The 25264-nt window shown below is 71.1% G+C and carries 23 protein-coding genes and 1 tRNA gene; 20 read left to right on the top strand and 4 right to left on the bottom strand.

Annotated features, from left to right (window positions below):
• Positions 1-105 precede the first annotated feature (105 nt).
• Genes FGD68_RS12325 through der form a run of 7 tightly spaced genes read left to right on the top strand, consistent with a single transcriptional unit; the run spans position 106 to position 6668 of the window.
• Positions 106-954 (top strand): ParA family protein, encoded by an 849-nt coding sequence (locus FGD68_RS12325; protein ID WP_390611057.1) that lies wholly within the window; start codon positions 106-108, stop codon positions 952-954.
• Entirely contained in the window at positions 938-1804 is an 867-nt protein-coding gene (locus FGD68_RS12320; protein ID WP_119373498.1) for a segregation and condensation protein A, read from the top strand. The genes FGD68_RS12325 and FGD68_RS12320 overlap by 17 nt, the downstream gene beginning before the upstream one ends.
• A complete protein-coding gene (gene scpB, locus FGD68_RS12315; RefSeq protein WP_119373497.1) occupies positions 1794-2405 on the top strand; it encodes an SMC-Scp complex subunit ScpB in 612 nt (203 codons plus the stop codon). The genes FGD68_RS12320 and scpB overlap by 11 nt, the downstream gene beginning before the upstream one ends.
• Positions 2389-3264: a pseudouridine synthase gene (locus FGD68_RS12310; RefSeq protein WP_119373496.1), complete on the top strand. Its 876-nt coding sequence runs from the start codon at positions 2389-2391 to the stop codon at positions 3262-3264. The genes scpB and FGD68_RS12310 overlap by 17 nt, the downstream gene beginning before the upstream one ends.
• On the top strand, positions 3261-4379 hold the full coding sequence (locus FGD68_RS12305) for a prephenate dehydrogenase (protein WP_237609506.1): 1119 nt from the start codon (positions 3261-3263) through the stop codon (positions 4377-4379). The genes FGD68_RS12310 and FGD68_RS12305 overlap by 4 nt, the downstream gene beginning before the upstream one ends.
• Positions 4376-5119, top strand: coding sequence for a (d)CMP kinase (gene cmk, locus FGD68_RS12300; RefSeq protein ID WP_237609505.1), 744 nt, complete (start codon positions 4376-4378; stop codon positions 5117-5119). The genes FGD68_RS12305 and cmk overlap by 4 nt, the downstream gene beginning before the upstream one ends.
• A gap of 40 nt (positions 5120-5159) precedes the next feature.
• On the top strand, positions 5160-6668 hold the full coding sequence (gene der, locus FGD68_RS12295) for a ribosome biogenesis GTPase Der (protein WP_043586316.1): 1509 nt from the start codon (positions 5160-5162) through the stop codon (positions 6666-6668).
• Between the two features lie 87 nt (positions 6669-6755).
• Here the strand turns inward: der and FGD68_RS12290 are convergent, their stop codons facing one another.
• Positions 6756-8081, bottom strand: a complete 1326-nt coding sequence (locus tag FGD68_RS12290; protein ID WP_237609504.1) for an acyl-CoA dehydrogenase family protein — start codon at positions 8079-8081, stop codon at positions 6756-6758.
• Positions 8082-8368: 287 nt separating this feature from the next.
• On the opposite strand from FGD68_RS12290, the gene FGD68_RS12285 reads away from it, so the two are divergent.
• The 5 genes from FGD68_RS12285 to FGD68_RS12265 all read left to right on the top strand — a co-directional run bounded on the left by FGD68_RS12285 (position 8369) and on the right by FGD68_RS12265 (position 13674).
• Positions 8369-8908 carry a hypothetical protein gene (locus tag FGD68_RS12285; protein WP_119373436.1) on the top strand — a complete coding sequence of 180 codons (540 nt, stop codon included), beginning with the start codon at positions 8369-8371 and terminating at the stop codon, positions 8906-8908.
• An 84-nt stretch (positions 8909-8992) separates the two neighbouring features.
• Positions 8993-9066, top strand: a tRNA-Pro gene (locus FGD68_RS12280).
• A 137-nt stretch (positions 9067-9203) separates the two neighbouring features.
• The gene (locus FGD68_RS12275) at positions 9204-12152 is read left to right on the top strand and encodes an NACHT domain-containing protein (RefSeq protein ID WP_119373437.1); all 2949 of its coding nucleotides are present in this window, start codon (positions 9204-9206) and stop codon (positions 12150-12152) included.
• A 208-nt stretch (positions 12153-12360) separates the two neighbouring features.
• Positions 12361-13290, top strand: a complete 930-nt coding sequence (locus FGD68_RS12270; protein ID WP_237609503.1) for a DUF2510 domain-containing protein — start codon at positions 12361-12363, stop codon at positions 13288-13290.
• Complete coding sequence (locus FGD68_RS12265; protein ID WP_237609502.1) at positions 13291-13674, top strand: PASTA domain-containing protein; 384 nt, start codon at positions 13291-13293, stop codon at positions 13672-13674.
• A 40-nt stretch (positions 13675-13714) separates the two neighbouring features.
• Here the strand turns inward: FGD68_RS12265 and FGD68_RS12260 are convergent, their stop codons facing one another.
• On the bottom strand, positions 13715-14206 hold the full coding sequence (locus tag FGD68_RS12260) for a GNAT family N-acetyltransferase (protein ID WP_119373349.1): 492 nt from the start codon (positions 14204-14206) through the stop codon (positions 13715-13717).
• 214 nt (positions 14207-14420) lie between these two features.
• On the opposite strand from FGD68_RS12260, the gene FGD68_RS12255 reads away from it, so the two are divergent.
• The 8 genes from FGD68_RS12255 to FGD68_RS12220 are packed head-to-tail and all read left to right on the top strand — an operon-like array spanning position 14421 to position 22569.
• Positions 14421-16073 carry a TIGR04028 family ABC transporter substrate-binding protein gene (locus FGD68_RS12255; RefSeq protein ID WP_119373348.1) on the top strand — a complete coding sequence of 551 codons (1653 nt, stop codon included), beginning with the start codon at positions 14421-14423 and terminating at the stop codon, positions 16071-16073.
• A 55-nt stretch (positions 16074-16128) separates the two neighbouring features.
• On the top strand, positions 16129-17064 hold the full coding sequence (locus tag FGD68_RS12250) for an ABC transporter permease (RefSeq protein ID WP_119373347.1): 936 nt from the start codon (positions 16129-16131) through the stop codon (positions 17062-17064).
• Positions 17061-17912, top strand: a complete 852-nt coding sequence (locus tag FGD68_RS12245; RefSeq protein WP_220452716.1) for an ABC transporter permease — start codon at positions 17061-17063, stop codon at positions 17910-17912. The genes FGD68_RS12250 and FGD68_RS12245 overlap by 4 nt, the downstream gene beginning before the upstream one ends.
• A complete protein-coding gene (locus FGD68_RS12240) occupies positions 17909-19552 on the top strand; it encodes a dipeptide ABC transporter ATP-binding protein (RefSeq protein WP_237609501.1) in 1644 nt (547 codons plus the stop codon). Before FGD68_RS12245 ends, FGD68_RS12240 begins: the two co-directional genes overlap by 4 nt.
• The gene (locus FGD68_RS12235) at positions 19549-20622 is read left to right on the top strand and encodes a putative FMN-dependent luciferase-like monooxygenase (RefSeq protein ID WP_237609500.1); all 1074 of its coding nucleotides are present in this window, start codon (positions 19549-19551) and stop codon (positions 20620-20622) included. The genes FGD68_RS12240 and FGD68_RS12235 overlap by 4 nt, the downstream gene beginning before the upstream one ends.
• Positions 20619-21275: a CMD domain protein gene (locus tag FGD68_RS12230; RefSeq protein WP_237609499.1), complete on the top strand. Its 657-nt coding sequence runs from the start codon at positions 20619-20621 to the stop codon at positions 21273-21275. The genes FGD68_RS12235 and FGD68_RS12230 overlap by 4 nt, the downstream gene beginning before the upstream one ends.
• A complete protein-coding gene (locus tag FGD68_RS12225; protein ID WP_119373883.1) occupies positions 21272-21904 on the top strand; it encodes an alkylhydroperoxidase domain protein in 633 nt (210 codons plus the stop codon). Before FGD68_RS12230 ends, FGD68_RS12225 begins: the two co-directional genes overlap by 4 nt.
• Positions 21901-22569: a VOC family protein gene (locus tag FGD68_RS12220; protein WP_104237084.1), complete on the top strand. Its 669-nt coding sequence runs from the start codon at positions 21901-21903 to the stop codon at positions 22567-22569. The genes FGD68_RS12225 and FGD68_RS12220 overlap by 4 nt, the downstream gene beginning before the upstream one ends.
• Positions 22570-22648: 79 nt before the next feature.
• Here the strand turns inward: FGD68_RS12220 and FGD68_RS12215 are convergent, their stop codons facing one another.
• Positions 22649-24136 (bottom strand): MFS transporter, encoded by a 1488-nt coding sequence (locus FGD68_RS12215; RefSeq protein WP_237609498.1) that lies wholly within the window; start codon positions 24134-24136, stop codon positions 22649-22651.
• Positions 24137-24308: 172 nt separating this feature from the next.
• Positions 24309-25262 carry a trypsin-like serine peptidase gene (locus FGD68_RS12210; protein ID WP_237609497.1) on the bottom strand — a complete coding sequence of 318 codons (954 nt, stop codon included), beginning with the start codon at positions 25260-25262 and terminating at the stop codon, positions 24309-24311.
• Between the last annotated feature and the right edge of the window lie 2 nt (positions 25263-25264).

The following is a 25264-nucleotide window of genomic DNA, read 5'->3' as shown; positions in this document are numbered from 1 at the left end:
GCGACCCTCCCCGGTAGACTTCCAGGATCCGACGGGACCGCGTCGGAGGAGCGGCAGAGAGAGATCCACGTGACGCGCAAGCCAGATGTGACCGAGCTCCCGGGAATGGACGTCCCCGTGCTCGGACCCACCGGTCGCGAGCTGCGCGAGTTCGCCGAGCCCGAGCCGCTCCGGGGCCACGGACCGGCCAAGATCATCTCCCTCTGCAACCAGAAGGGCGGCGTCGGCAAGACGACCACCGCCATCAACCTCGGCGCATCGCTCGCGAGCTACGGCCGCCGCGTGCTCGCCGTCGACTTCGACCCGCAGGGCGCGCTGTCCGCGGGCCTCGGCGTGCAGACGCACGACGCGATCACCATCTACGACCTGCTGCTCGGCACCGTGAAGGACCCGCGCGAGGCCATCCAGACCACGGGCTTCGAGGGCCTCGACGTCATCCCCGCGAACATCGACCTGTCGGCCGCCGAGGTGCACCTCGTCAACGAGGTCGCCCGCGAGCAGATCCTCGCGAGCGTGCTGCGCAAGGTGAGCGCCGACTACGACGTCATCCTCATCGACTGCCAGCCGTCGCTCGGCCTGCTCACCGTCAACGCGCTCACCGCGAGCCACGGCGTGCTGATCCCGCTCGAGTGCGAGTTCTTCGCCCTCCGCGGCGTCGCGCTGCTCGTGGAGACGATCGAGAAGGTCAAGGACCGGCTGAACCCGGGGCTCGCGCTCGACGGGATCCTCGCGACCATGTACGACTCGCGCACCCTGCACTCGCGCGAGGTGCTGCAGCGCGTGGTCGAGGCGTTCGACGACAGCGTGCTCGAGACCGTGATCGGCCGGACGGTCAAGTTCCCGGACGCGTCGGTGGCGGGCAAGCCCATCATCCAGTTCGCGCCCGAGCACCCGGCCGCGCTCGCGTACCGCAAGGTGGCGCGGGAGCTCATCGCGCGTGGCGCCGTCGCGTAGGGGCGCACCCCTGGCGGAGCCGGAGCTCGCCGTCGACGCGGACGCCGCCGCGCTCCGGACGGATCCCGAGCGCGCGTTCCGCGTCAGCATCGGCAACTTCGAGGGCCCGTTCGACCTGCTGCTCTCGCTCATCGGCAGCCACGAGATGGACATCACCGAGGTGAGCCTCAGCCTCGTGACGAACGAGTTCATCGCGCACATCCGCGGGCTCGACGGGCCGGAGGACCTCGACGAGGCCAGCTCGTTCCTCGTGGTCGCCGCGACGCTGCTCGACCTCAAGCTCGTGGGTCTCCTGCCGCAGGGCGAGCTCGTGGACGCCGAGGACGTTGCGCTGCTCGAGGCCCGCGACCTGCTGTTCGCGCGCCTGCTGCAGTACCGCGCGTTCAAGCAGGCGGCGTCGTGGTTCCAGGAGCGGCTCGCCGCCGAGTCCGCCCGCGCCTTCCGCGACGTGCCGCTCGAGGAGCGGTTCCGCGCGCAGGTGCCCGAGCTGGTGTGGACTACGTCGCCCGCCGACCTCGCGGCCATCGCGCTCATCGCGCTCGCGCCGCGCGAGATCCCGACCGTGGGGCTCGACCACCTGCACGCGCCGCTCGTGAGCATCCGCGAGCAGGCGGCCGTCGTCGTCGCGCGGCTGCGGGGCGGGGCGCCGCTCACGTTCCGGGAGCTCGTCGCGGACGCGGGGGTCACGGGCGTCGTGATCGCGCGCTTCCTCGCGGTGCTCGAGCTGTACCGCGTCGCGGCGATCGAGTTCGACCAGCCGGAGGCGCTCGGCGAGCTCACGCTCACGTGGACCGCCGAGAGCTGGACCGACGACGCCCTCGCGAGCCTGGGGGCCGGCTATGACGGCTGAGCTGCAGGATCCCGCGGACGGCACCGCCGTAGAGCCCGCCGATGCCCCGCTCGACCTCGACCGCGCGCTCGAGGCGCTGCTCATGGTCGCCGACGAGCCGCAGAGCGTGACGACCCTCGCGACGGCGACCTCGACGCCCGTGAAGGAGGTGCGCCGCGCGATCCAGCGGCTCGTCGACGACTTCGACGGGAGGACAGGGGGAGTGCGCCGCGGCTTCGAGCTGCGCGAGGTCGGCGGCGGCTGGCGCGTGTACGTGCGGCCCGAGTACGACACCGTGATCCGCGACCACGTGCTCACGCAGAACCCCACCCGCCTCTCGCAGGCGGCCCTCGAGACGCTCGCGGTGATCGCGTACAAGCAGCCGATCAGCCGCAGCCAGGTCGCCGCGATCCGCGCCGTGAACGTCGACTCGGTGGTGCGGACGCTGCTGGCGCGGGGCCTCGTGACCGAGGCCTTCACCGACGGCGAGACCGGCGCGATCCATTACGGTACGACAGACCACCTGCTCACGCAGCTCGGCATCAACTCGCTCGACGAGCTCCCCCCGATCTCCCCGTTGCTCCCCGACGGGGCGGAAGGCTTCCATGACCCCCTCCTCTGAGCCCGACGACCGCGCCCCCGGGCACGCCTGGAACCCCGACGAGCCCGTCGCCGGCGTCCGCCTGCAGAAGGTGATGGCCGCCGCCGGCGTCGCCAGCCGCCGCGTATGCGAGGACATGATCGCCGCGGGCCGCGTCACCGTGAACGGCGAGGTCGTCACCGAGCCCGGGCGTCGCATCGACCCCGACGTCGACGAGGTCGCGGTCGACGACCAGGCCGTGCAGCTCGACACCTCCAAGCGCTACCTCATGCTGAACAAGCCCGTCGGCATCTACTCCTCGCTGCGCGACGAGCGCGGCCGCCCCGACCTCCGCGAGTTCACGGAGGAGTTCGAGGAGCGCCTGTTCAACGTCGGCCGCCTCGACGCGGAGACGAGCGGCCTGCTGATCCTCACCAACGACGGCGACCTCGCGCACGTGCTGGCGCACCCGTCCTTCGGCGTGCTCAAGACGTACATCGCGAAGGTCATGGGGCGCGTCACTCCGCAGACGATCCAGCGCCTGACGCAGGGCGTGGACCTCGAGGACGGGCCGATCCAGGCCGACCGGGCGCGCATCCTCTCGGGCGGGGCCGACCAGACGCTCGTGGAGATCACGCTGCACTCGGGCCGCAACCGCATCGTGCGCCGCATGCTGGACGAGGTCGGCCACCCGGTGGAGGAGCTCGTGCGCCGCCAGTTCGGGCCGCTGCACCTCGGATCCCTCGGCGTCGGCCGCGTGCGCGACCTCACCTCCGACGAGCTCGGCCAGCTCCTCACCATCTCGCGCGAGGCCCGCGCGCAGGCCGGACCCGCGACGCCGCAGGGTGCCGGCGCCGCCGCCGAGGCGCAGGGGGACGTGGACCGCGAGGACGGCGAGTGAGCGAGGCCGCGGGCGCGGCCGCCGCGACGGACACGCGCGTGCAGGGCACCGTCCGCATCGTCGGCACGGGACTCCTCGGCACGAGCATCGCGCTCGGCCTCCGTGCGCGCGGCGTCGACGTCGTGCTGGCCGACGCGTCGCCGACCACGCTCCGCCTCGCGTCGGACATGGGCGCGGGCCGAATCGCCGACATCTCGCCCGCGCCCGACCGGCCGTCGCTCGTCGTCGTCTGCGTGCCGCCGGACGTGACCGCGCGCGTGGTCGCGGCCGAGCTCGCCGCGCACCCGGACGCGCTCGTCACGGACGTCGCGAGCGTGAAGGCCGCGCCGCTCGCCGAGCTCCGCGACATGGGTGCCGACCTCTCGCGCTACCTCGGATCCCACCCGCTCGCCGGGCGCGAGCGCGGCGGCCCGGTCTCCGCGACGGGCGACCTCTTCCTCGGGCGGCCCTGGGTCATCGCGGGCCACGACGGCATCACCTACGCCGCGGGCGCGCCCGTCGAGCAGCTGATCCTCGACCTCGGCGCCGTCCCCATCGAGATGACCGCGGAGGAGCACGACGCGTCGGTCGCGCTCGTCTCGCACGTCCCCCAGGTGGTCGCGAGCCTCCTGGCGTCCCGGCTGGCCGACGGCGACGCGGCAGCTCTCGGCCTCTCCGGGCAGGGGCTCCGCGACACCACGCGCATCGCGTCGAGCGACGCGGCGCTGTGGGTGCAGATCCTCGGCGCCAACGCGTCCCGCATCGTGCCCATCCTCAAGGCGCTCCGCACCGACCTCGACGACGTGATCGACGCGCTCGACGACGTCGACGCGCGAGGTTCCCGGCTGCGGGTGGCCGAGCGGATCCACGCGGGCAATGCGGGCGTCGCCCGGATCCCCGGCAAGCACGGGCAGGACCGCCGCTTCGCCGCCGTGACCGTGATGATCGACGACCGCCCCGGCCAGCTGGCCGCGCTGATCGACGACGTGGGCGCCGCCGACGTCAACATCGAGGACCTGCGCCTCGAGCACTCGCAGGGCGCGCAGGTGGGTCTCGTCGAGATCGCCGTGCTGCCCGAAGCCCGCGACCGCCTGGTCGCGCGGCTCGAAGAACGTGACTGGAGGATCGCCGGATGACCGGAGACGCTGTGAACGCACCCGACCCGACCGCACCCGACCCCCTGGAGGACACCCTCCTCGTGGACGCCACCCTCAACCGCACGGTCGTCGCCGTCGACGGCCCCGCCGGCAGCGGCAAGTCGAGCGTGAGCCGCGCCGCCGCGCGCGCCCTCGGCTTCGACTACCAGGACACGGGCGCCGCGTATCGCGCGCTCAGCTGGTTCGCGCTGGAGAGCGGAGTCGACACCGAGGATCCCGCCACCGTCACGAGCCTCATCGAGGGCTTCGACTACGACATCGCGATCGACCCCGAGGAGACGCGGGTGAGCGTCCGCGGCACCGACGTCACCGAGGCGATCCGGGAGCCCCGCGTCTCCGCCGTCGTGAGCCGCGTGGCCCGCGTGCCCGAGGTGCGGCACTACATGGTGGAGCTGTTCCGCTCGCTCATGGCGTCGAGCGACAAGCCGGGCATCGTGGTCGAGGGCCGCGACATCACGACGGTCGTCGCGCCCGACGCACAGGTGCGCATTCTGCTGACGGCCTCCCCGGAAGCTAGGATGAGCAGGCGTTCCGCGGAGACGTCGACCCAGTCGGCAGCCGCGGTCGGCGAATCACTCGCCTCCCGGGATCGGGCCGACTCGCAGGTCGTCGATTTCATGAACGCCGCAGATGGTGTGACCACCATCGACTCCACGGACATCGACTTCGACCAGACCGTCCAGGCGGTGGTCGATCTCGTTCACGCACGAACAGATTGAGGCGCGGCCCGGCGACGGGCCGACACGCCAGAGGAACAACATGGCTGATCACGACGACGACTTCCCCGAGCTCGACAGCGGGCTCCACGAGCGCCTGTCGAGCATCGACGAGGAGCTCGCTTCCCAGCGCGCGCAGACGCTCCGCGCCGGGCTCGAGGACTACGAGCTGGACGACGAGGACCTCGAGGTCCTCGAATCCGCCACGGACGACCCCGACCAGGTCACGTACCTGCCGGCGCTGCCCGTGCTCGCGGTCGTCGGCCGCCCGAACGTCGGCAAGTCGGCGCTCATCAACCGCATCCTCGGCCGCCGCGAGGCCGTCGTCGAGGACACCCCCGGAGTCACGCGCGACCGCGTCTCCTACAAGGCCGAGTACGCGGGCCGCTGGTTCACGCTCGTCGACACCGGCGGCTGGGAGCCCGACGCGAAGGGCATCAACGCGTCCGTGGCCATGCAGGCCGAGATCGCGATGGACCTCGCCGACGCCGTGCTCTTCGTGGTCGACGCCAACGTGGGCGCCACGAGCACGGACGAGCACGTCGTCCGCCTGCTCCGCAAGACCAAGAAGACGGTGATCCTCGCGGCCAACAAGGTCGACGACGCGCGCCAGGAGCCGAACGCCGCCTCGCTGTGGTCGCTCGGCCTCGGCGAGCCGCACCCCGTCTCCGCGCTGCACGGGCGCGGAGTCGCGGATCTGCTGGACCTCGTGCTGAAGACCCTGCCGCTCGTCTCCAAGGTCGCGAAGGAGGAGGTCGGCGGACCCCGCCGCGTCGCCATCCTCGGCCGCCCGAACGTCGGCAAGTCCAGCCTGCTCAACAAGGCAGCGGGCGAGGAGCGCGTGGTCGTCAACGAGCTCGCCGGCACCACGCGCGACCCGGTCGACGAGCAGGTCGAGATCGCCGGCAAGGTGTGGCGCTTCGTCGACACCGCCGGCATCCGCCGCCGCATGCACCTCGCCCAGGGCGCCGACTTCTACGCGTCGCTCCGCACGAGCGCTGCGCTGGAGAAGGCGGAGGTCGCGGTCGTCATGATCGACGTCTCCGAGGTCATCAGCGAGCAGGACATCCGCATCATCGAGCTGGTGCTCGAGTCGGGTCGTGCCCTCGTGCTGGCGTTCAACAAGTGGGACCTCCTCGACGACGAGCGCCGCCGCTACCTCGAGCGCGAGATCGAGACCGACCTCGCGCACGTGTCGTGGGCGCCGCGCGTCAACATCTCGGCGCGCACCGGCCGCCACATGGAGAAGCTCGTGCCGGCGCTCGAGACGGCGCTCGAGTCGTGGGACACCCGCATCGCGACGGGCAAGTTCAACGCGTTCCTCGCCGAGCTCACCGCGGCGCACCCGCACCCCGTGCGCGGCGGCAAGCAGCCGCGCATCCTGTTCGGCACGCAGGCGTCGAGCCGCCCGCCGACATTCGTGCTCTTCACGACCGGGTACCTCGACCCGCAGTACCGCCGCTACATCCAGCGTCGCCTGCGCGAGATCTACGGCTTCGAGGGCAGCCCGATCATCGTCAACATGCGCGTCCGGGAGAAGCGGAAGCGCTAGCGCTGCCTCTCCGCTGTCGCGTGCAGCACGACGGACGGCGCCGATCCCTCTCGGGGTCGGCGCCGTCCGTCGTCTCGCGGGTGCGGATCACGTGTACCAGGTCGGCTCCGGGATCTCGCCGAGCAGCACGTGCCGGCCCACCTCGCGGCGCTTGTAGGGGACCGGGTCGTGCAGCGTGTGCGTCCGCAGGTTCCGCCAGAAGATGTCGAGCCCGGCCTTCGAGGAGGAGGCGCGGGCGCCCGTGAGCTCGAGGATCCGCGTGCCGACCTCCAGCCCGTCCTCCGCGATGCGCGCCTTGGCCGCCGCGACGCGTACCGCGATCTCGCCGCGCGTGCGCTCCGTGAGCTTCTCGCGCGGCGCGTGCAGCACGGCGCTGATCTCCGCGCCCACCCGATCCAGCAGCGCCTCTGACGCCCACACCTTGGACTGCAGCTGGCCGTAGCCCTCGAGCACGTACCACTCGTCGGTCGCGCGCTCCTTGTCGTCGCCGCCGTACGGCCAGGCGCGCGTGCTGCTGCGCGTGTAGGCGGCGGCCGTCTCGAGCGCACCCTCCGCGATGCCCTGGTAGAAGTTCGCGAACACCAGCTGGATCGCCGGCACGTTGAGCGTGCCGTAGACGAGCGGCTGGAACACCTTGTCGACGAAGCCGGCGGCGTCCGTCCACGGGACGCGCACGTCGCGGATCTCGACCGAGCCCGACTCCGTGAGCCGCTGCCCGAGGCTGTCCCAGTCGTGGCCGAAGACGATGCCCGGCTGGTCGGTCGGCACGATCGCGAACACATGGGTCTCGGTGCCCTCGATGACGCCCTCGAGCACCGTGAGGTCGGAGACGATGCCGCCCGTGGAGAAGGACTTCCGCCCGGAGAAGATCAGGTCGTCGCCGTCCTCGCGGATGACGAGGTCGGAGTCGCGCGGGTTCACGGCGCCGCCGAAGAGCAGGTTGCCGGTCGTGGCGAGCTCCTCGACCGCCTCGATCTGCGCGTCGGTCGCGACGAGGCGCGCCGCCCAGGCCCACAGGTAGTGGTAGCCGAGGAGCTGGCCGATGGATCCGTCGCCGCGGGCGACCGCGCGGATCACCTTGTACGCGGTCTCCCACGTCTGCCCGCCGCCGCCGTGCTCCGCGGGCCCGAGCAGCGTGACGAGGCCGGCGTGCTTGAGCAGCGCGACCTCCTGGTGCGGGCTGGCGCCGGCGCGGTCGCGCTCGACCTGGTCGACGGCGAGGATGTCGGCGACCTCGCGGGCGCGGGCGATCCACGCGGCCGGCGTGGTGGGGCGCGGGGTGCCGTTCCAGCGGTCGACGGGCGCGTCGCCGAGGGGTGCGGGGCGCGGGCGGTCGGCCGTCGCGTCGGTGGTGCCGTGTGTGGGTGTTGGGGAGCCGGATGCGGATCGGGGCTCGCGGTCGATCAGGGTCATGTCCTGTCCTCTCGTGAAGGGGCGCGACCGGTGCCGCGCCTCGCGGTGGGGCCACGGTAGGGGCGGGACCGTGGCGGTCGCGAGGGGTGTGACGGCGGGTGTCCCCGCGTGACGACGCGGGGCGTCATGGGGGGTCATGCGGGGGATCCGCCGACCGTCGAAGGGTCCCCTCGTCGCCTGTCCGGATCGCGCCGCTCCCCGTGTTCGCGGCCGGCGCCAGGCGTCAGGTCGTACCCTGATGCGGGCGCATCCGACGCCCGCTCATGAGACCCGAGAGGATCGCCCCGGTGGACCAGCTGCTCAGCCGTCTCGATCGGATCGCCGCCGGGCGCCAGGCGGGCCACGTCATCGCCGAGGACATGCGCGACCACCCGTGGACGGCGCGCGCGTTCCGCTGGATCCGGTGGATCCTCATCGCGGAGACCGTCGTAGGCGCGACCGCCGTGGCCATCGCCCTGACCCTCGCCGAGGACGGCGTCCCGATCGCCCCCGCCGTCTGGTTCCGCTCCTTCGTGGTGCTCGCGATGACCCTCACGCTCTACTACTTCGCCTGGCGCGCCTCGGCGGGCTACTGGTGGGCGTACTCGCGCCTGCGCCTGTTCAGCCAGATCTTCCCCATCGTGACCCTCGTGATCGCCGCGATCCCGGGCCTCTACCCGCTCTGGATGGTCATCGAGCAGATCGTCTTCTCGCTGCTGCTCATAGGGGTGGCCGACATCCTGCGGAGCGACCACATGCGGGACGCGTTCCCGAAGCCGGGGCGGGTGGCGCGGGGTGCGGCGGCGGGCTCGTCGTCGGCGCGGCCGTCCGGTGGCGCGACCGCCTGATCCGGTGCCGGTTGGCGTCGTCGGACGTGCCGGAGCAGTGCCCCCGATGCGGTAGGCTCTACGAGTTGCCCAGCGATGGGACAGCGGGCTGTGGCGCAGCTTGGTAGCGCACTTGACTGGGGGTCAAGGGGTCGCAGGTTCAAATCCTGTCAGCCCGACACGGTAAGGGAAAAGCCACCTTCTTAAAGAAGGTGGCTTTTCCATTCTCCTCGCATGTTGTTATTGGCCCCAAAAAAGGGGGGAGCGGTAACGGAGAGGCGACATATAGGTTCTCGACTAGAACCTAAGGAGTGTCATGGTCGTCGAGGTCATAGGTGTTTTTGTAGATGTTCTCGGAGTTGCAGGAGCAATTATCGGTGAACGGCATCGCAAAAAGGGCGATCGCAGACTCAACGATCTCGCTGGGACTCTTCAGAAGCTAGATCATGACACGCTTTTGGCTGATCTCGGCCCTGTGAAGCTGGCAGGATTCATGCGGGGTAAAGTTACCGCAAAGACGTTGTCAAATGTGATTTCTACACCTTCTTTTAGAGGTGTGCTCAACGAGCTTATTCTGTGTTCGCTTGCGGATGGAGGAACGCAGGGTGACAAGATAGTTGACTTGCGGCAAGCCATCGAAATTTACGTGTCATCAGGTCTGGAACACGAATCGGCCACCAGGAGTGACGCTGTGGCTTTTGCCGGGCATCTCGTGGGGGCATTGGTCACTTCTTGTCAGAGTCTGGTAGACGAACTTCGTGAACAGAGTCCGGAGCTACTGTCCAGTCTTCAGCAGGCAAACTTACTAAAGCGCATGACGGCTATTTTAGAGGCGATTGAAAAAAATACGGAAGCTATTGTAAGAGGTGCGCACGCCGATGTGCATGCTGCTCGAAACGAGTGGATTCAAACGTACAGAGGATTGTGCAAAGAGGTTCACGGCTATATCACCCCTCCTGATTTTGAGACGAATCGGAAAATTCCAATGGGTGAATTATATGTCGCCCCACGCTTGCAAAAAAGTGACCTTAGCTTTCCCTTTTCGGTAGGTCCGCCCATGGGGCTACAAGATCTTCAACGGGCAATTGATCGTACTGTCGTACTTGGAGATCCGGGCGGGGGCAAGTCCACTCTTTCGGAGTACCTGGCGATGAGCTGGGCGAGTAGCCCCACGGAACTTGTGCCGTTTCACGTAATTCTCCGTGATTTCGCGAAGCAGCCAGACGGACTATCCGTCCTGCAGTTTGTCGAAACTACTTTAGCTCCGATATACCAACTGGATCCTTTACCCGGCCTGGTTGAGGATCTGCTTTTGACTGGAGAAGCCGTCGTGATCTTCGATGGGCTTGATGAACTAATAGACACGAGTAAGCGCCGCGCTGTGACGCAAGCGGTGGAAACGTTCGGTATCCGGTACCCGCTTGCGAAGATTCTTGTCACGTCGCGTAGAGTTGGCTACTCCCAGGCACGCCTAGATCCGACAGTCTACTCAGCGTTCAACATTGACGGCTTTGTCGAGGGTGATGTTAAAGAGTACGTCGGTAAATGGTTTGCCTCACAGTCGGACTATACGGCAACAGAAGCGGTTGTCAGAGCCCATAGCTTCATGCAGCAAAGCGAAGCTGTAACAGACCTTCGATCTAATCCCTTAATGCTTGCTTTAATGTGCATTATTTTTCGCGGAGAAAATTTCATTCCTCGGAATCGACCAGCCGTATATGAAAAATGCGCGGTATTACTCTTTGAGAAGTGGGATGGTCATCGTGATATTGAAGTAGCCCTTCAGGCGCGCGCGCATGTTGACGCCGCCATGAAGTACGTGGCGCACTGGGTCTTAATCTCTGACACGGCTGACTCCGGAGTTGCGCGCGTTGATCTTGTTCGCATTATGACAAAGTATCTTTATCCCCGCGCCATGGAAACCGAAGAGACCGCACGCCGAGCGGCTGAGGAATTCGTAGACTTCTGCACGGGCCGAGCGTGGGTTTTTGCTGATGCTGGTACTACGTCGGCCGGCGACGTGCTTTACACATTCACTCATCGCACTTTTATGGAATATTTTGCGGCCTTCCATCTCACGCGCATTAATGATACTCCGGAAAAGCTGGCACAAGACCTATTGCCGCATGTAGCTCGTGAGGAGTGGGACGTAGTAGCTCAGCTGGCCATACAGATAACTAATAACTACGCAGATCAAGGTTCCGAACGTGCTCTCGCGGTTATGCTCAACGACACGCGGAGGCGCACTCCTGCCAACCGTGAGCACGTATTAGCTTTCATAGCTCGCTGTGCAAGATTCGCTATTGTTTCTCCGGCATTTATTCGATCGCTTACTCGGCATATAGTCGCCTTCTATACCAATACGACAACGACGGACGAAGCAGATTTAAGTTCGCTTACGGGGGCTTGGACGATTCTTGCCGACGCCGTCGCAGATGAGCATGTAGCTACAGTCGCATCGGCGGCAGAAGAGCAGCTTCTAGCGGATCTTGTAAATCAGGACACTCGCATCTCTCTGAGGGCAAAGCACTTTATACTTCACGGTGTGGCGGAAGGCTTCACGGACACCATATTTGACCCTGTTGGCCAAGGCGTATGGATGGACATGTTTACCCGTCTTTCGAAATCGCAAAGGCAGGGGCTGCTTGCGCTGAGTTCCGACGCGCCACTAGTGCATGGGATTATGCTCCTGAGCGGCACTATAGATGTCGAAGAAGCTATTACGGCTATGAAAAAAGCAGGGCTAGGATTTGGTGATATATGGTTTGAGGGTTACAAGGGCGCCCCTTCGCTCGCGACGTCTTTTCTTAGGTCTGTCACTTATAACTTCGATATCTCGGAGCGGCATGACGAACGCGTCATTCAGGAACTAGTTGCAGCGTTTATGGCTGACTGGGAATCGGGCGAACCGCTCGAGTGGTTCCACTGCACGGCTGAGACTTATCAGTTCTTTCAGGTCTACGATGCGCCTCAAGTGTGGAGCGTCGAAAGCCCTTTGTCCCAAATGACGAAGAATGTAGTGTTTTTGGCCTCGGTCGCTCCAGTGGAGACAATATTGGCGGGTGGGGGCCGCAGGAGGATGCGGGCGGTCGCAGATGATGGCCTACGGCGTTCCTACCTAGAAACCTTTCAAAGGCTTGAGGCCCCGGTTGAGAACACGATTGCGGACATGGACCTTTCGGCCAATGTAAAAGATTTTATTGGCCGCTGGTTGTCCAATGACGATAGTATTTTTAAGTCGATTACTTTTAGCGATCTGGCGTAAGTGGCGTGCGCAACGGCTAGGAGTTGCAAGCGGCGTCTGGTCGAAGCCGTCGAGTCGGCGTTAGGGCGGGTGTCGGCCGACTGTCGCGCCCTTTCCCCCCAAGAGAGGGCTTACGTCCTCGAGAGCGCGCTCATAGCCTCAGGCGTCGTCACTCGACGGCACCACCTGCCGCTTACCCCTTCGCCGCGGCACGCACCCGAGGAGCTCCATGCCCGACGTCCCCTCTGCCGCTTCTGCCGGCTGGTTCCCCGACGGATCCGGGCAGCTCCGCTACTGGGACGGATCTGTGTGGACGCACCACGTCGCGCCGATGGTGCAGCCCACCGCGACGCAGGCGCCGGCCTCGAGCGCAGCCGCGACGGCGGCCGTCGCCGCGTCGCAGCAGGTCGAGGCCGCGCGGAACGCGCGGGCCGCCGAGGCCGCGCACCACAAGGCGATGCGGGCCGCCGAGGCCGCGCAGGCGAAGGCCGTGCGTGCCGCGGAGGCCGAGCAGCAGCGCGCCGCGAAGGTCGCGCAGCGCGAGGCGGCCATGCAGGCGAAGGCGACGGAGCGTGAGGCGGCAGCTCGGGAGAAGAGCGCCCGCGCGGCTGCGGCGACCGTCGCGATGCCGGTACCCCCGCGACAGGCTGCCGTCACGGCGCCGGTCGCTCCTGCGGCTCCTGCCTCCGTGATCACCGACACCCGGCCGAGCCGCCACCCGGCGACCACGTGGGTCGTCGCGTCCGTCGTGGCGCTGGCCGTGCTGATCATCACTGCCCTCGGCGGCTTCGGCGGCATGTTCGTCTCGCTCGGCCTCGTCGGGATCGCCACTGCTCTCTACCCGTACGCCACGGGCCATCGCAGCTGGATCCCCGTCCTGACGACCCGTTCGCGCAACGGCGTCGCCGCCCTGGGCGCGGCCGTGCTCATCGTCATCGGGGCCACGGTACCGGTGGCGGCGTCCGCTCCCGCTCCGCGCCAGGCCGAGGCGATCTCCGCCAGCGCGAGCCCGACGCCGTCGCCCACCCCGACGCCCACCGCGTCGCCGACACCCGTGGTCCACATCGTCGAGGACGTCAACGCGAAGACCGCGACGGACGCCCGCGCGCTCCTGCGCGAGGCCGGCTACGTCGTCCAGTTCGTGCTCGAGTCGGGTTGAGTGCCGAGCGCCACCGACGGCATGACGGTGAAGTCGCAGAGCCCGGTCGCGGGATCGCGCACCGATGCCGGATCCACCGTGACGCTCACGCTGCTGGCGCCCGCCCCGACCCCGACGCCCGAGCCCACGGTCGCGCCGACGGTCGCGCCCGCGCCCGTCCAGCAGCCGGCTGCTCCCGCTCCGGCGCCCGTCGCTCCTGCTCCCGCCCCGGCTCCGGCCGCCCCGGCTCCCGAGCCGGCGCAGCAGACCGGGCTGATCGGCCCCGGGACATACTGCTCTCCGTCGCAGGTCGGGCAGGTGGCACAGGCTGCCAACGGCCGGAGCTACAAGTGCGGTGGCAAGGGCGCCGACCGCAACGGCGACTTCCACTGGAACACGATGTGACCGACTCCCGGGCGGTCCCACGACGGCCGCCCGGGCACCCTCACCGCACCATCCGCACCGTGACCATCTCGGCTCCCTGGAACGTCTGCGACTCCACCCCGCCGTCCCGCGCGAACCCGTTCCGGCGGTAGAACGCCTCCGCGCGCGGGTTGTCGTCGGCGGCCCAGAGGTAGGCGGGGGAGTCGCCGACGGCCGCGTCGAACAGGGCCTGGCCTGCGCCGGTGCCATGGGCGGAGGCGATCACGTTGATCGCGTAGAGCTGGAAGGGGCGTGGCGGATCCTCGTCGCGCGCGGGTCCCGCGAGCGCGAAGCCGACGATGCGATCGGTGTCGAGCGCGACGAACGGCGGCGCCGTGGACGCGGAGGTCAGCGTGCCGCGCCACTGCTGCGCGCGCGTCACGACGTCGAGCCCGTCGAGGTAGGAGGCCGGCAGCAGGTGCGCGTACGTCTCCTGCCAGGTGCGGATGTGGACCTCGGCGATCCCGTCGGCGTCGTCGGGCACGGCGGGACGGACGGTGGGGTGCGCGGTCATCCTGAGACCCTAGGCGGAGCGGGCGACCGGCAGCGGAGCCGACGGCGGCGAGGCGTCACGCCGGCGCTGCAACGGCGAGCACGCGGGTGGTATTCCCCGCATGACGCCGCGTTGCACCCCGTTACGCCGCGTGTTCCGCGGGCCCGCGAAGACCCTGCATGCGTGTTGGAGTCGTGTCACCCCATCCACGCACAGCACACGCAGGAGCAGAACCATGCCTCGTCCTCCCCGCCCCGTCATCGCCCTCACCGCCCTCGTCGCGGCGACCGGTCTGATGGCCGGGTGCTCGGCGGGCGGCGGAGGGGAACAGGGCGCGAGCGGCGAACCGAAGGCCGGCGGCACGCTCACCTACCTCGAGCCGCAGACCTGGACGACGCTCTACCCGCCGGCCGCCGGCTTCTACCCGAACGGCGCCGTCGTCAACAACATCACGGACCGGCTGCTCTGGCAGGACCCGGAGACGCTCGAGCTCGAGCCGTGGATCGCGGCGGCGCTGCCCGAGGTCAATGCCGACGCGACCGAGTACACCTTCGACATCCGCACCGACGTCACCTACTCCGACGGCACGCCGCTCACCGCGGAGAACGTCGTCGCGAACTTCGACCTCTACGGCAAGGGCGACGTCGACCGCGCGCTCACCGTCAGCGAGGCGATCAACAACTACGACCGCGGCGAGGTCGTCGACGCGGACACGGTGAAGTTTCACTTCACGGCACCGGCGCCGGGCTTCGCGCAGGCCACCTCGACCATCAACTCGGGGCTCGTCTCCGACTCCACGCTCGCGAAGGCGGACGACGGCTTCGGGCCCGGCCAGGCGAAGACGGTCATCGGCAGCGGCCCCTTCGTGGTCGGCGACGAGGCCGTCGGCACGCAGATCTCCCTCACAGCCCGCGAGGACTACGACTGGGCGCCGCCCGAGGCCGAGCGCCAGGGCCGCGCGCTCGTCGACGGGGTCGACCTCATCGTCGCCGCCGAGGACAGCGTGCGCGTCGGCACCGTCGTCTCCGGGCAGGCCGACGTCGCCCGGCAGATCGAGGCGCCCGACGAGGCGCAGTTCCGCACCGGCGACCTGCAGCTCGTCGCCGCGGCGACCAACGGAGTCGACAACGGCCTCAACCTCCGCTTCCGCACCCCGCAGCTCGAGGACGTGCGGGTGCGGCAGGCGATCATCGCGGGCGTCGACCGCCAGGCGATCCTCGACACCCTCTTCAGCGACAGCTACCCGCTCGCGACGGGCGTGCTCGCGAAGAGCGCGCTCGGCTACGTCGACACCTCCGCCTCCTACGAGCACGACGCCGACAAGGCCGCCGCCCTCCTCGACGAGGCCGGCTGGACCCTCGGATCCGGCGGCGTGCGCCAGAAGGACGGGCAGGACCTGGAGCTCGTCTTCAACGAGGCGCTCCCGCAGCCGCGCTCCAAGGAGGTCGTGACCCTCATCCAGTCGCAGCTCGCGGAGCTCGGCGTGAAGGTCGAGCTGTTCTCGGGAGACCAGGCCGCGCAGACCAAGGCCTCGCAGGACCCGGACGCGCTCGAGGTCTACCACTCGATGGTCGGCCGCGCCGACTACGACGTGCTCAAGTCGCAGTACTTCTCGACCAACCGGAACGTGCTCCTCAACCGCGACCCGTCCGACGGCAGCATCGCCGACCCGGAGCTCGACGCGCTCCTCACGGCCATCGCGTCGGCCCCCACCACGGAGGGGCGCCAGGCCGCGTCCGCCGCGGCGCAGCAGCACATCGCCGACCAGGCCTACGTGCTGCCGCTGTTCGAGGAGCCGCAGGTCTACGGCCTCCGCGGCGACGTGCAGGGCTTCGCCACCGAGTCGGTCGGCCGACCGACCTTCGCGGGCGTCTGGCTGGACCGCTGATGCGCCGGCCGTCGCGCGCGACGGCGCGGCGGGCGGCACGGCGAGGGGGAGCGCGATGAGCTACGTCCTCCGCCGTGCCGGCCAGGCCGTCGTCGTGCTCGTGCTCGCCTACGTCGTCGCCTACGTGCTGCTCGCGGCGCTCCCCGGCGACGCGGTGCTCGCCCGCTACGGCAGCCCCGAGCTCGGCCTCTCGCCGGACCAGCTCGCCGCGATCCGCGAGTCGTACGGGGCCGATCGGCCGCTGATCGTGCGGCTCGGCGAGTCCGCCGCCGCGTTCGCGCAGGGGCAGCTCGGGTACTCGGTGCAGAGCGGCGCGGCCGTGTCGACGCTGCTCGCCACGGCGATCCCGTCGACGCTCGTGCTCGCGGTGCTCGGCCTCCTGGTCGCCGTGGTGCTGGCCGTGCCGATCGCGTTCCTCGCGACCTACGGCGGCGCCCGCTGGATCCGCCGCGTCTTCCGCGACCTGCCGCCGCTGCTCGTCTCGCTGCCCGTCTTCTGGGTCGGGATCATCCTCATCCAGGTGCTGTCGTTCCGCCTGGGGCTCGTGCCGCTGATCGGCGCGAGCCCCGGCGAGGCGCTGATCCTCCCGGTGCTCACCATCGCGGTGCCGATCGCGGCGCCGCTCGCGCAGGTGCTCATCCGCAGCATCGACGACGTCTCCGCGATGCCGTTCGTGCAGGTGGTGCGCTCCCGCGGCGCCGGCACGCCCTGGCTGCTCCTCCACGGGGTCGGCCGGAACGCGCTTCTGCCGACGCTCACCATGGCCGGGCTCCTGTTCGGCGAGCTCGTCGGCGGGGCCGTCGTCACCGAGGCCGTGTTCGGCCGCGCGGGCGTCGGCCAGCTGACCGTGCAGGCCGTCGCCAGCCGCGACAGCCCGGTGCTGCTCGCCGTCGTCGTGCTCTCCACCGTCGCCTATGTCGTCATCAACCTCGTGGTCGACCTCCTCTATCCGGTCCTCGACGCGCGACTGCGCAGAGGAGGTGCGCGATGAGCGCCACCACGCTCGCCACCCTCGACGCGCCCCGCGCGCGTCCCACCAGCCGGGCCCGCCTCGCGTGGGGGCTCGTCGTCCCCGTGCTCGTCGTGCTCGTGATGCTGCTGTGGGCGCTCGTCCCCGGCCTCTTCGCCTCCGGCAGCCCGACCGCGTCCGTCGCGCCGTCCCTGCAGGCGCCGAGCGCCGCGCACTGGTTCGGCACCGACTCCACCGGCCGCGACCTCTACACGCGCGTCGTGTTCGGGGCGTCGCAGTCCGTGGTGGGCGCGGTCGTCGCGGTGCTCGTCGGCCTCGTGGTCGGGACGCTGCTCGGCGTCGTCGCGGGGGCGGTCGGCGGCATCGTCGACGACGTCCTCATGCGGCTCGTCGACGTGCTGCTCGCGATCCCCGGGCTGCTGCTCTCCCTCAGCATCGTGATCCTGCTGGGCTTCGGCACCACGAACGCCGCGATCGCGGTGGGCGTCACCTCGATCGCCGTGTTCGCCCGGCTCTCCCGCGCGGAGGTCGTGCGGGTGCGCGTGAGCGAGTACGTGGAGGCGGCGTACGGATCCGGCGGCACGCTCGCGCAGGTGCTCCGCCGGCACGTGCTGCCCAACTCCCTCACGCCCGTGATCGCGCTCGCGGCGCTCCAGTTCGGGTCCGCGATCCTGCAGATCTCCACCCTCGGCTTCCTCGGCTACGGCGCCCCGCCGCCCACGCCCGAGTGGGGCCTCCTCGTCGCCGAGGGCCGCGACTACGTGGCCACCGCGTGGTGGCTCACCGTGCTGCCGGGCGCTGTGGTGGTCGCCGTCGTGCTCGCCACCAACCGCATCAGCCAGTCCATCCGAGGAGGGCAGCTCGCATGACCGATCCCACGTCCCCGCTCCTCGCCGTGCGCGACCTCCGGGTCGACTACCGCACGGCGGCGGGCACGCGCACGGCCGTCGACGGCGTCTCCTTCGAGGTCGCCGCGGGTCGCGTGACCGCGCTCGTGGGCGAGTCCGGATCCGGCAAGTCGTCCATCGCGCAGGCCGTCGTCGGCCTGCTCGCGCAGAACGGGACCATCGCGGGCGGCGCCGTCGCGCTCCGCGGCACGGAGCTCGTGGGCATCGGGGAGTCCCGGCTCCGCGGCATCCGCGGGCGCCGCATCGGGCTCGTGCCGCAGGATCCGGGCAGCTCGCTCGACCCCGTCGGCACCATCGGGCAGAGCGTCGCCGAGGGCTTGCGCATCCACGGCTCCCGCGACCGCCGGCGGAACCGCGCCCGCGTGCTCGACCTCCTCGAGCGCGTCGGCATCGACGACCCCGAGACCCGCGCCCGGCAGTACCCGCACGAGCTCTCCGGCGGCATGCGCCAGCGCGTGCTCATCGCCGCGGCGATCGCGCTGGAGCCCGAGCTGATCATCGCCGACGAGCCCACCAGCGCCCTCGACGTGACCGTGCAGCGGCGCGTGCTCGACCTGCTCGACCGCCTCCGCGCGGAGACCGGGGTGGGCGTGCTGATGATCACGCACGACCTCGCGGTCGCGGCCGAGCGCGCCGACGACGTGGTCGTGCTGCAGCGCGGCCGCGTGCAGGAGCAGGGACCCGCCGCCCGCGTGCTCGCCGCGCCCGCCACGCCGTACACGCGGGCGCTCCTCGCGGACGCGCCGTCGTTCCGCCAGGTCGTGGAACGACGGCCCGCGGTCGTCGAACGGGACGCGCCGCCGCTCGTGGAGGTCGCGGGGCTCCGGCGCGTGTTCCGCCGCCGCGGATCCGCGCCGCTCGTGGCCGTCGACGGCGTCTCCTTCGCGGTGCCGCGCGGCACGACGCACGCGATCGTGGGGGAGTCGGGCTCCGGCAAGACCACCACCGGGCGCGCCATCGCGGGCTTCGACCGGCCGACCGCCGGCACCGTCCGCATCGGCGGCGTCGACGTCACGGCTCTCCGCGGTCGGGCGCTGCGGGAGTCGCGGCGCACCGTGCAGCTCGTGCACCAGAACCCGTTCGGGTCGCTGGATCCGCGGCAGACCGTCGCGCAGATCGTCCGCGAGCCGCTGCTCAACTTGCGCGACGGCGGCGACGCCGCGTCGCGCCGGGAGGCCGTCGCCGAGCACCTGCGGCTCGTCGACCTCCCGCCCGAGACCGCCGACCGGCACCCGCGCGAGCTCTCCGGCGGACAGCGGCAGCGCGTCGCCATCGCCCGCGCGCTCATCCTCCGGCCCGAGCTGGTGGTGCTCGACGAGGCCGTCTCGGCGCTCGACGTGACCGTGCAGGCGCAGGTGCTGCGGCTGCTCGCGCGCCTGCAGTCCGAGCTCGGGCTCACGTACGTGTTCATCTCGCACGACCTCGCGGTCGTGCGGCAGATCGCCGACACGGTCTCCGTGCTGCGGCGCGGCCGGCAGGTCGAGGGAGGACGGGTGGACGACGTGTTCCACGACCCGCAGCACGAGTACACGCAGGAGCTGATCCGGGCGATCCCCGGCACCGCCCGCCCGGCCCCCGCGGACGAGGGGGCGCGCGCATGACCGGCGCCCGGCTCGGCTTCTTCGGCCGCGTGCTCGACGCCGGCACGCCCGCGGAGCGCTACGAGGCGGCCCTGGAGCAGATCCAGCACGCCGAACGGCACGGCTTCGCGGCCGTGTGGCTCGCGCAGCACCACTTCGGCGAGGAGGGCGGCGGGCTGCCGTCGCCGTTCGTGTTCCTCGCGGCGGCCGCGGCCCGCACCACCCGCATCGGGCTGGGCACGGCCGTGCTCACGCTGCCGCTCGAGGATCCGCTGCGCGCCGCCGAGGACGCCTCCGTGCTCGACCTCCTCAGCGGCGGGCGCGTGCAGCTCGGGGTCGCGTCCGGCGGCACGCCCGCGTCGTTCCCGGCGTTCGGGCACGACTCCGGCGACCGCCACGCGCTGTTCCAGGACCACCTGCAGGTGCTGCTCGACGCGCTCGAGGGCCGCGGGGTGCGCGGCACGGGGTCGCGCATCTACCCGCCCGCCGACGGGCTCGCGGCGCGCATCTGGCAAGGCACGTTCTCCGTCCAGGGCGGCGCGCGCATCGGATCCCGCGGCGACGGCCTCATGCTCTCCCGCACCCAGCCGCGCCCCGACACCGCGCCCGACGCGCCGCTGCACGAGCTGCAGCTTCCCATCATCGACGCGTACCGGGAGGCGCTGCCGGCCGGCGCTCCCGAGCGGGTGCTCGCGTCGCGGACGGCGCTCGTGGTGGATCCCGGCGAGGTCGCCGCGGCCCGCGCCCTCGCCGAGCCCGCCCTCCGGCGCTTCGCCCGGACGATCGTGGGCGACGCGGCGGACGCGCTCGACCTCGACGCCGTGCTGCGCGTGACCGACACGCACCTCGGCACGGTCGACCAGGTCGCCGACGGCCTCGCCGCCGACCGCACCCTCGACGCCGCGACCGACGTCTCGTTCCAGGTGCACTCCATCCCCGCCACGCACGCGCTCACGCTGCGGAGCCTCGAGCTGCTGGGCGCGGAGGTCGCGCCCCGCCTCGGGCTCGCGACCGGGGCCGCCGCGGCCGACGCGCTGCGCGCCGCCCACCTGCCCGCATCCACCCCGAACCCCGCTGGAGGAGCCGCATGACCCACCCCGCCGACGTCGTCGACCTCCTGGCCGGCCTCGCCCCCGACCACCCCCTGAGCCGGATCCGCGACCTCCGTCCCGACGCCCGCGCGAACGCCCAGCGCAGCTTCGAGGCGCTGCTCGAGCCCGCGGATCCGGGCGCGTTCTCGTACGCCGAGCGGTACGCGGTCGCGGCCTTCGTGGCGCGGCTGCACGGATCCGACCGCGCCGCCGCCTTCTACGCCGACCTCCTCGGCGACGCCGACGCGTCGCTCGCGCCGGTCGTCGACCGGGCCGCGCGCGACGGCGCCACCGCGGGACCGACCGGCGCGTACCGCGAGCCGGGCCTCGCCGCCGAGAGCGTCGCGACGGATCCGTGGACCCCGGACGCCGCCACGCGCGACGCCGTCGGCCCCCGCCTCGCCGCCGCCCTCGCCCACGCGCACCTGCTGGTGATCCGGCCGCGCGAGTCGAGCCCGGACGCCCTGCGCGCGCTCGGCGCCGCCGGGTGGACGCCCGACGAGATCGTGAGCCTCTCGCAGCTGATCGCGTTCCTCGCGTTCCAGCTGCGGGTCGCGTGGGGGCTGGCCGTCCTGGCCGCGGAGCCCGTCGCCGCGCCCGCGGATCCCGCCCGCACCGCATCCACCCCCGACCCGGCAGGAGCCGCCCGATGACCGCCGCCGATCCCGTCACCGACCCCGTCGACCTCGGGCGGCCCGACGCCTTCACGCAGGAGGGCCTCGGCTGGGTGCCGTGGCTCGCGCCCGTCGACGAGGCCGACCTCGACGACGTGCAGCGCGCCGCCCTCGTGGAGCCCGCCCGCGCGCGCATGCCGTACTTCCGGCTGCTGGCCCGGGATCCCGCCGCGCTCGAGGCCCGCACGCTCACCGACCTCGACATCTTCCACAACCCGGACGGCGGGATCGGCCGGGCCGAGCGCGAGCTCGCCGCGGCCGCGACCTCCCGCGCCAACGGCTGCGTCTTCTGCGCGTCCGTGCACGCGGCCGCCGCCACGCGCTTCTCCGGCCGCGGCGACGACGTGCAGCGCCTCCTCGACCAGGGCACGGGCGCGCCGCTCGCCGACGAGCGGTGGGACGCCGTGGTCGCCGCCTCGGTGGCCCTCGCCGCGACGCCGCTCGCGTTCGGATCCGCCGACGTCGCCCGTCTCCGCGCGGCCGGCCTCGACGACGCGGCCGTGGTCGACGTGATCAACGGCGCCGCGTTCTTCAACTGGGCGAACCGGCTGATGCTGTCCCTCGGCGAACCCGAGGTGCCCGCCTCCCGGCGCGGAGCGGGCGCGTGACCGGGGTCGGCGGGTCCGCCGTCCCGACGCTCCTCGACCACGTCGTCATCGCGGGGCCGGACCTCGCGGCGCTCGTCGCGTGGTTCGCCGGTCGCACGGGCGTCGAGGCCGAGCCCGGTGGCGTCCACCCCACCGGCACGGCGAACGCGCTCGTCGCGTTCACGGTCGACGGCGTGCGCGGCCCGCGGTACCTCGAGCTCATCGGGCCGGATCCGGCGCGCGTCGACCGCGCCGTGCCGACGCGCTTCGGCATCGCCGAGCTGACCCGCCCGCGCGTCGTCACGTACGCGGTCCACCCGGCCGGCATCGCGGAGGTCGCGGCTCGGGCGCGCGACGCCGGCGAGGACCCGGGCCCGGTCGCCGACCTGTCCCGCCGCACACCCGGCGGCGCGCTCCTCGAGTGGCGGCTCACGCACCCGCGCGGCGCCCGGCCCGACGTGCCGTTCCTCATCGACTGGGGATCCACGCCGAACCCGGGCACCACGATCGGCCCGGCCGTCGAGCTGCTCGCCTTCACGCAGACCGCCGTGGATCCGGCGCCCACGGAGGCCGCGCGCGCCGCGCTCGACCTGCCGGCGGGATCCCTCGCGGACCTCGAGGCCGGTCCGCGCGACGGCTACGCGCTGCGCGTGCGCGCGGCGGACGGGACGCCCGTCGACCTCTGACCGGCGCACCGTCGCGACGCGACGCACGACGAGGCGGTGGCCGGGATCCCTCCCGGCCACCGCCTCGCGTCGCATGGCCCTAGCGGGTCGTCGCGCGCTCGCGCTCCCTGCCGCCCGCCGGAGCGGATCCCGCCACGGCCACCGCCGGGTGCACGGCCCCGTCCGCGTCCGACGACGACGCCGCCTCCGCCTCCGATCGCCGGGCCGCGACCGCGTCCCGCGCCGGGTCCTTCGCCGCGAGCGCCGCCGCGATGGTGAGCACCGCGTACAGCCCGATGTACGCGCAGAGGATCCACGGGGATCCGCCGCCCCACTGCAGGAACAGCACGGCGAGCAGCGGCGTGAGGCCGACGGAGAAGATGCTGCCGACCTGGTAGCCGAGCGAGACGCCGCTGTAGCGGACGCCCGTGGGGAACTGCTCGGCGAACCAGGCGGCCTGCGGTCCGTAGATCGAGTCGTGGAACACGTTCATGCCGAGCGCGAAGACGAGGGGCAGGAGCAGCAGCGGGCCGGAGTCGAGGAACGCGAAGAACGGCCAGATGAGGATCCCGATGCCGGCGGCGCTCCCGATGGTGAGGCGGCGACGGCCGACGCGGTCGGAGATCCAGCCCCACAGGGGAGTGGTGAGCACGCTGAGCGCCGAGACGATGAGCACCGACGTGAGCGCGACGCCCGAGTCGCCGCGCTTCTGGGCGAGGTAGGAGAGCGTGTAGACGGTGAGTATCGAGTAGAGCGCGGGCTGCACGAGGCGGAGGCCGGCGGTGATGAGCACAGCGCGCGGGTGCTTCCGCAGCACGACTCCGAGCGGGAAGCGCTCGACCTCCCCGGCGGCCTTGATGTCGCGGAACTCGGCGGCGTCCTCCACGCGGAGGCGGATCACGAGGCCGACCGCGACGAGCACGGCGCTGAGGAGGAACGGCAGGCGCCAGCCCCAGGCGAGGAACTGCTCCTCGCCGAGGCCGAAGCGCGTGGCCGCGAAGACGCCGGTGGCGAGCAGCATGCCGCCCGCGGATCCCATCTGCGTGAACGCGCCGAACAGTCCGCGGCGGTGGGCGGGGGCGTGCTCGACCGACAGCAGCGCGGATCCGCCCCACTCGGCGCCCGCCGCGATGCCCTGCACGAGCCGCAGGAGCACCAGGCCGACGACGCTCGCGATGCCGATGGTCGCGTACGTCGGGAGCGCGCCGATGAGGGTCGACGCGATCCCCATCAGCACGAGCGAGTAGACGAGCATGCGCTTGCGGCCGATGCGGTCGCCGAGGTGCCCGGCGACGATCCCGCCGATGGGCCGCGCGAGGAAGCCGACGCCGTACGTGGCGAACGATGCGAGCAGGCCCAGCGCGGGTGTCTGGTTCGGGAAGAACTGGCTGCCGAACACGAGCGCGGATGCCGTGGCGTAGAGGTAGAAGTCGTAGTACTCGACGGTGGTGCCGATGAACGATGCGGTGAGCACGCGGCGACGGCGGCGCGCGACGTCCGCGGGGGCCTCGGCGTCGGAGTCCGACGCGGGTCCGTCGGGCAGCGGGGCGCGCGGGGCGGCGGATGCGGTGGGCGGGGCGGTGGTCATGGGGTCTCCAGCGGTGCGGCTGCGGTGCAGGGGAGCGGTCGCGAGCGGGGATCCGCTCGGGTGACGCCTACCGTGCCCGTGTTCCCCCGACCGGGGAAGGGCCGCGGTCACGGCGCGTAACGCACCGTGACCGCGGCCCCTCATCCGATCGGCAGCCGCCGGCTGCCGCGGCTCAGCCCGTGTACGCCGCCGCGGTGTCGTAGGCCGCGTGCTCGTCGGCCAGCCAGATCGGGCCCAGCACCTTCGGCTCCGCGGTGACCCGCGCGTTCTCGTCCGCGTACTGCGGACCGCTCGCGTCGTCGCCCTCGAAGATCGGACCGCCGGAGACGCCCTCGCGCATGTCGCAGTCGAGCACGATCTGCTGCGTGCTGAAGGCGTGGAAGGCACCCCGGCACCGCTGCAGGGTGAGGCCGTCGAAGCGGCCCTGCGCGGGGTAGCCGTACACGGTCCCCGGCTGCACGAGCGGCTGGTCGAAGAGCACGGGTGAGCCGCCCACCACGCTCTGGATGTCACGTCCCGCGGCGTCGTGCGCGACCACCAGGAACGCGGAGTCATCCGCTATGTCGCCGTTGTCGGCGAAGTAGCCGCCCGCGATCACGCCGGTCTCCATGGGCCAGTCGCCGTACGGCGAGGTCCCGTCGTCGTAGTCGGGGGTGAACACGGCGTTCGTCGAGAAGGCGCCGCCGCCGGTCAGGCAGTGCGCCGCCGTCGCGACGGTGGAGCGGTTCCCCGACTGGACGACGTTCGCGCTGCAGGCGTAGCTGTGCCCGTCGCGGTCGTAGAAGAAGCGGCCGATGTGCGGGACGGGGGCCACGTGCTCGGCGACCGAGATGGGCGCGGCGGCGGCCGACGCGGCCTCCGGAGCGGAGCCGGGGACGGTGCCGTCCGATGCGGCGTTCGCGGCGGCCTTGCGCGCCGGCGTCCAGTACGCCAGCGCAGCGGCCGCCTGCGCGGACGGCACGGAGACGACGGTCGGTGCGCTGACGCCCGACGCGTCCGCCGACGGGTGCGCCGGTGCCGCATCAGCCGGGGCGGCGGCCAGCGACACGAGGACGCCACCGGTGAGGAGTGCCCCCGCGACGGCGATCCGGAGCGGATGGCGGGACGGGTGCGGTGATCTGATCATGG

The sequence above is a fragment of the Clavibacter californiensis genome (assembly GCF_021952865.1).
In the GTDB taxonomy this organism is placed as follows: domain Bacteria; phylum Actinomycetota; class Actinomycetes; order Actinomycetales; family Microbacteriaceae; genus Clavibacter; species Clavibacter californiensis.
The sequence above is the reverse complement of the archived record's forward strand: the minus strand, read 5'-3'. Positions and strand labels throughout refer to the sequence as shown.

Bases quoted from the DNA above. Each gene is read 5' to 3' on its own strand.
- FGD68_RS12215 (WP_237609498.1), bottom strand. From the start codon at position 24,136: ATGACCACCGCCCCGCCCACCGCATCCGCCGCCCCGCGCGCCCCGCTG.
- der (WP_043586316.1), top strand. From the start codon at position 5,160: ATGGCTGATCACGACGACGACTTCCCCGAGCTCGACAGCGGGCTCCAC.
- FGD68_RS12240 (WP_237609501.1), top strand. From the start codon at position 17,909: ATGACCGATCCCACGTCCCCGCTCCTCGCCGTGCGCGACCTCCGGGTC.
- FGD68_RS12275 (WP_119373437.1), top strand. From the start codon at position 9,204: ATGGTCGTCGAGGTCATAGGTGTTTTTGTAGATGTTCTCGGAGTTGCA.
- FGD68_RS12290 (WP_237609504.1), bottom strand. From the start codon at position 8,081: ATGACCCTGATCGACCGCGAGCCCCGATCCGCATCCGGCTCCCCAACA.
- FGD68_RS12210 (WP_237609497.1), bottom strand. From the start codon at position 25,262: ATGATCAGATCACCGCACCCGTCCCGCCATCCGCTCCGGATCGCCGTC.
- FGD68_RS12245 (WP_220452716.1), top strand. From the start codon at position 17,061: ATGAGCGCCACCACGCTCGCCACCCTCGACGCGCCCCGCGCGCGTCCC.
- FGD68_RS12250 (WP_119373347.1), top strand. From the start codon at position 16,129: ATGAGCTACGTCCTCCGCCGTGCCGGCCAGGCCGTCGTCGTGCTCGTG.
- FGD68_RS12235 (WP_237609500.1), top strand. From the start codon at position 19,549: ATGACCGGCGCCCGGCTCGGCTTCTTCGGCCGCGTGCTCGACGCCGGC.
- FGD68_RS12230 (WP_237609499.1), top strand. From the start codon at position 20,619: ATGACCCACCCCGCCGACGTCGTCGACCTCCTGGCCGGCCTCGCCCCC.
- FGD68_RS12310 (WP_119373496.1), top strand. From the start codon at position 2,389: ATGACCCCCTCCTCTGAGCCCGACGACCGCGCCCCCGGGCACGCCTGG.
- FGD68_RS12225 (WP_119373883.1), top strand. From the start codon at position 21,272: ATGACCGCCGCCGATCCCGTCACCGACCCCGTCGACCTCGGGCGGCCC.
- FGD68_RS12260 (WP_119373349.1), bottom strand. From the start codon at position 14,206: ATGACCGCGCACCCCACCGTCCGTCCCGCCGTGCCCGACGACGCCGAC.
- FGD68_RS12255 (WP_119373348.1), top strand. From the start codon at position 14,421: ATGCCTCGTCCTCCCCGCCCCGTCATCGCCCTCACCGCCCTCGTCGCG.
- scpB (WP_119373497.1), top strand. From the start codon at position 1,794: ATGACGGCTGAGCTGCAGGATCCCGCGGACGGCACCGCCGTAGAGCCC.
- FGD68_RS12325 (WP_390611057.1), top strand. From the start codon at position 106: ATGGACGTCCCCGTGCTCGGACCCACCGGTCGCGAGCTGCGCGAGTTC.
- FGD68_RS12270 (WP_237609503.1), top strand. From the start codon at position 12,361: ATGCCCGACGTCCCCTCTGCCGCTTCTGCCGGCTGGTTCCCCGACGGA.
- cmk (WP_237609505.1), top strand. From the start codon at position 4,376: ATGACCGGAGACGCTGTGAACGCACCCGACCCGACCGCACCCGACCCC.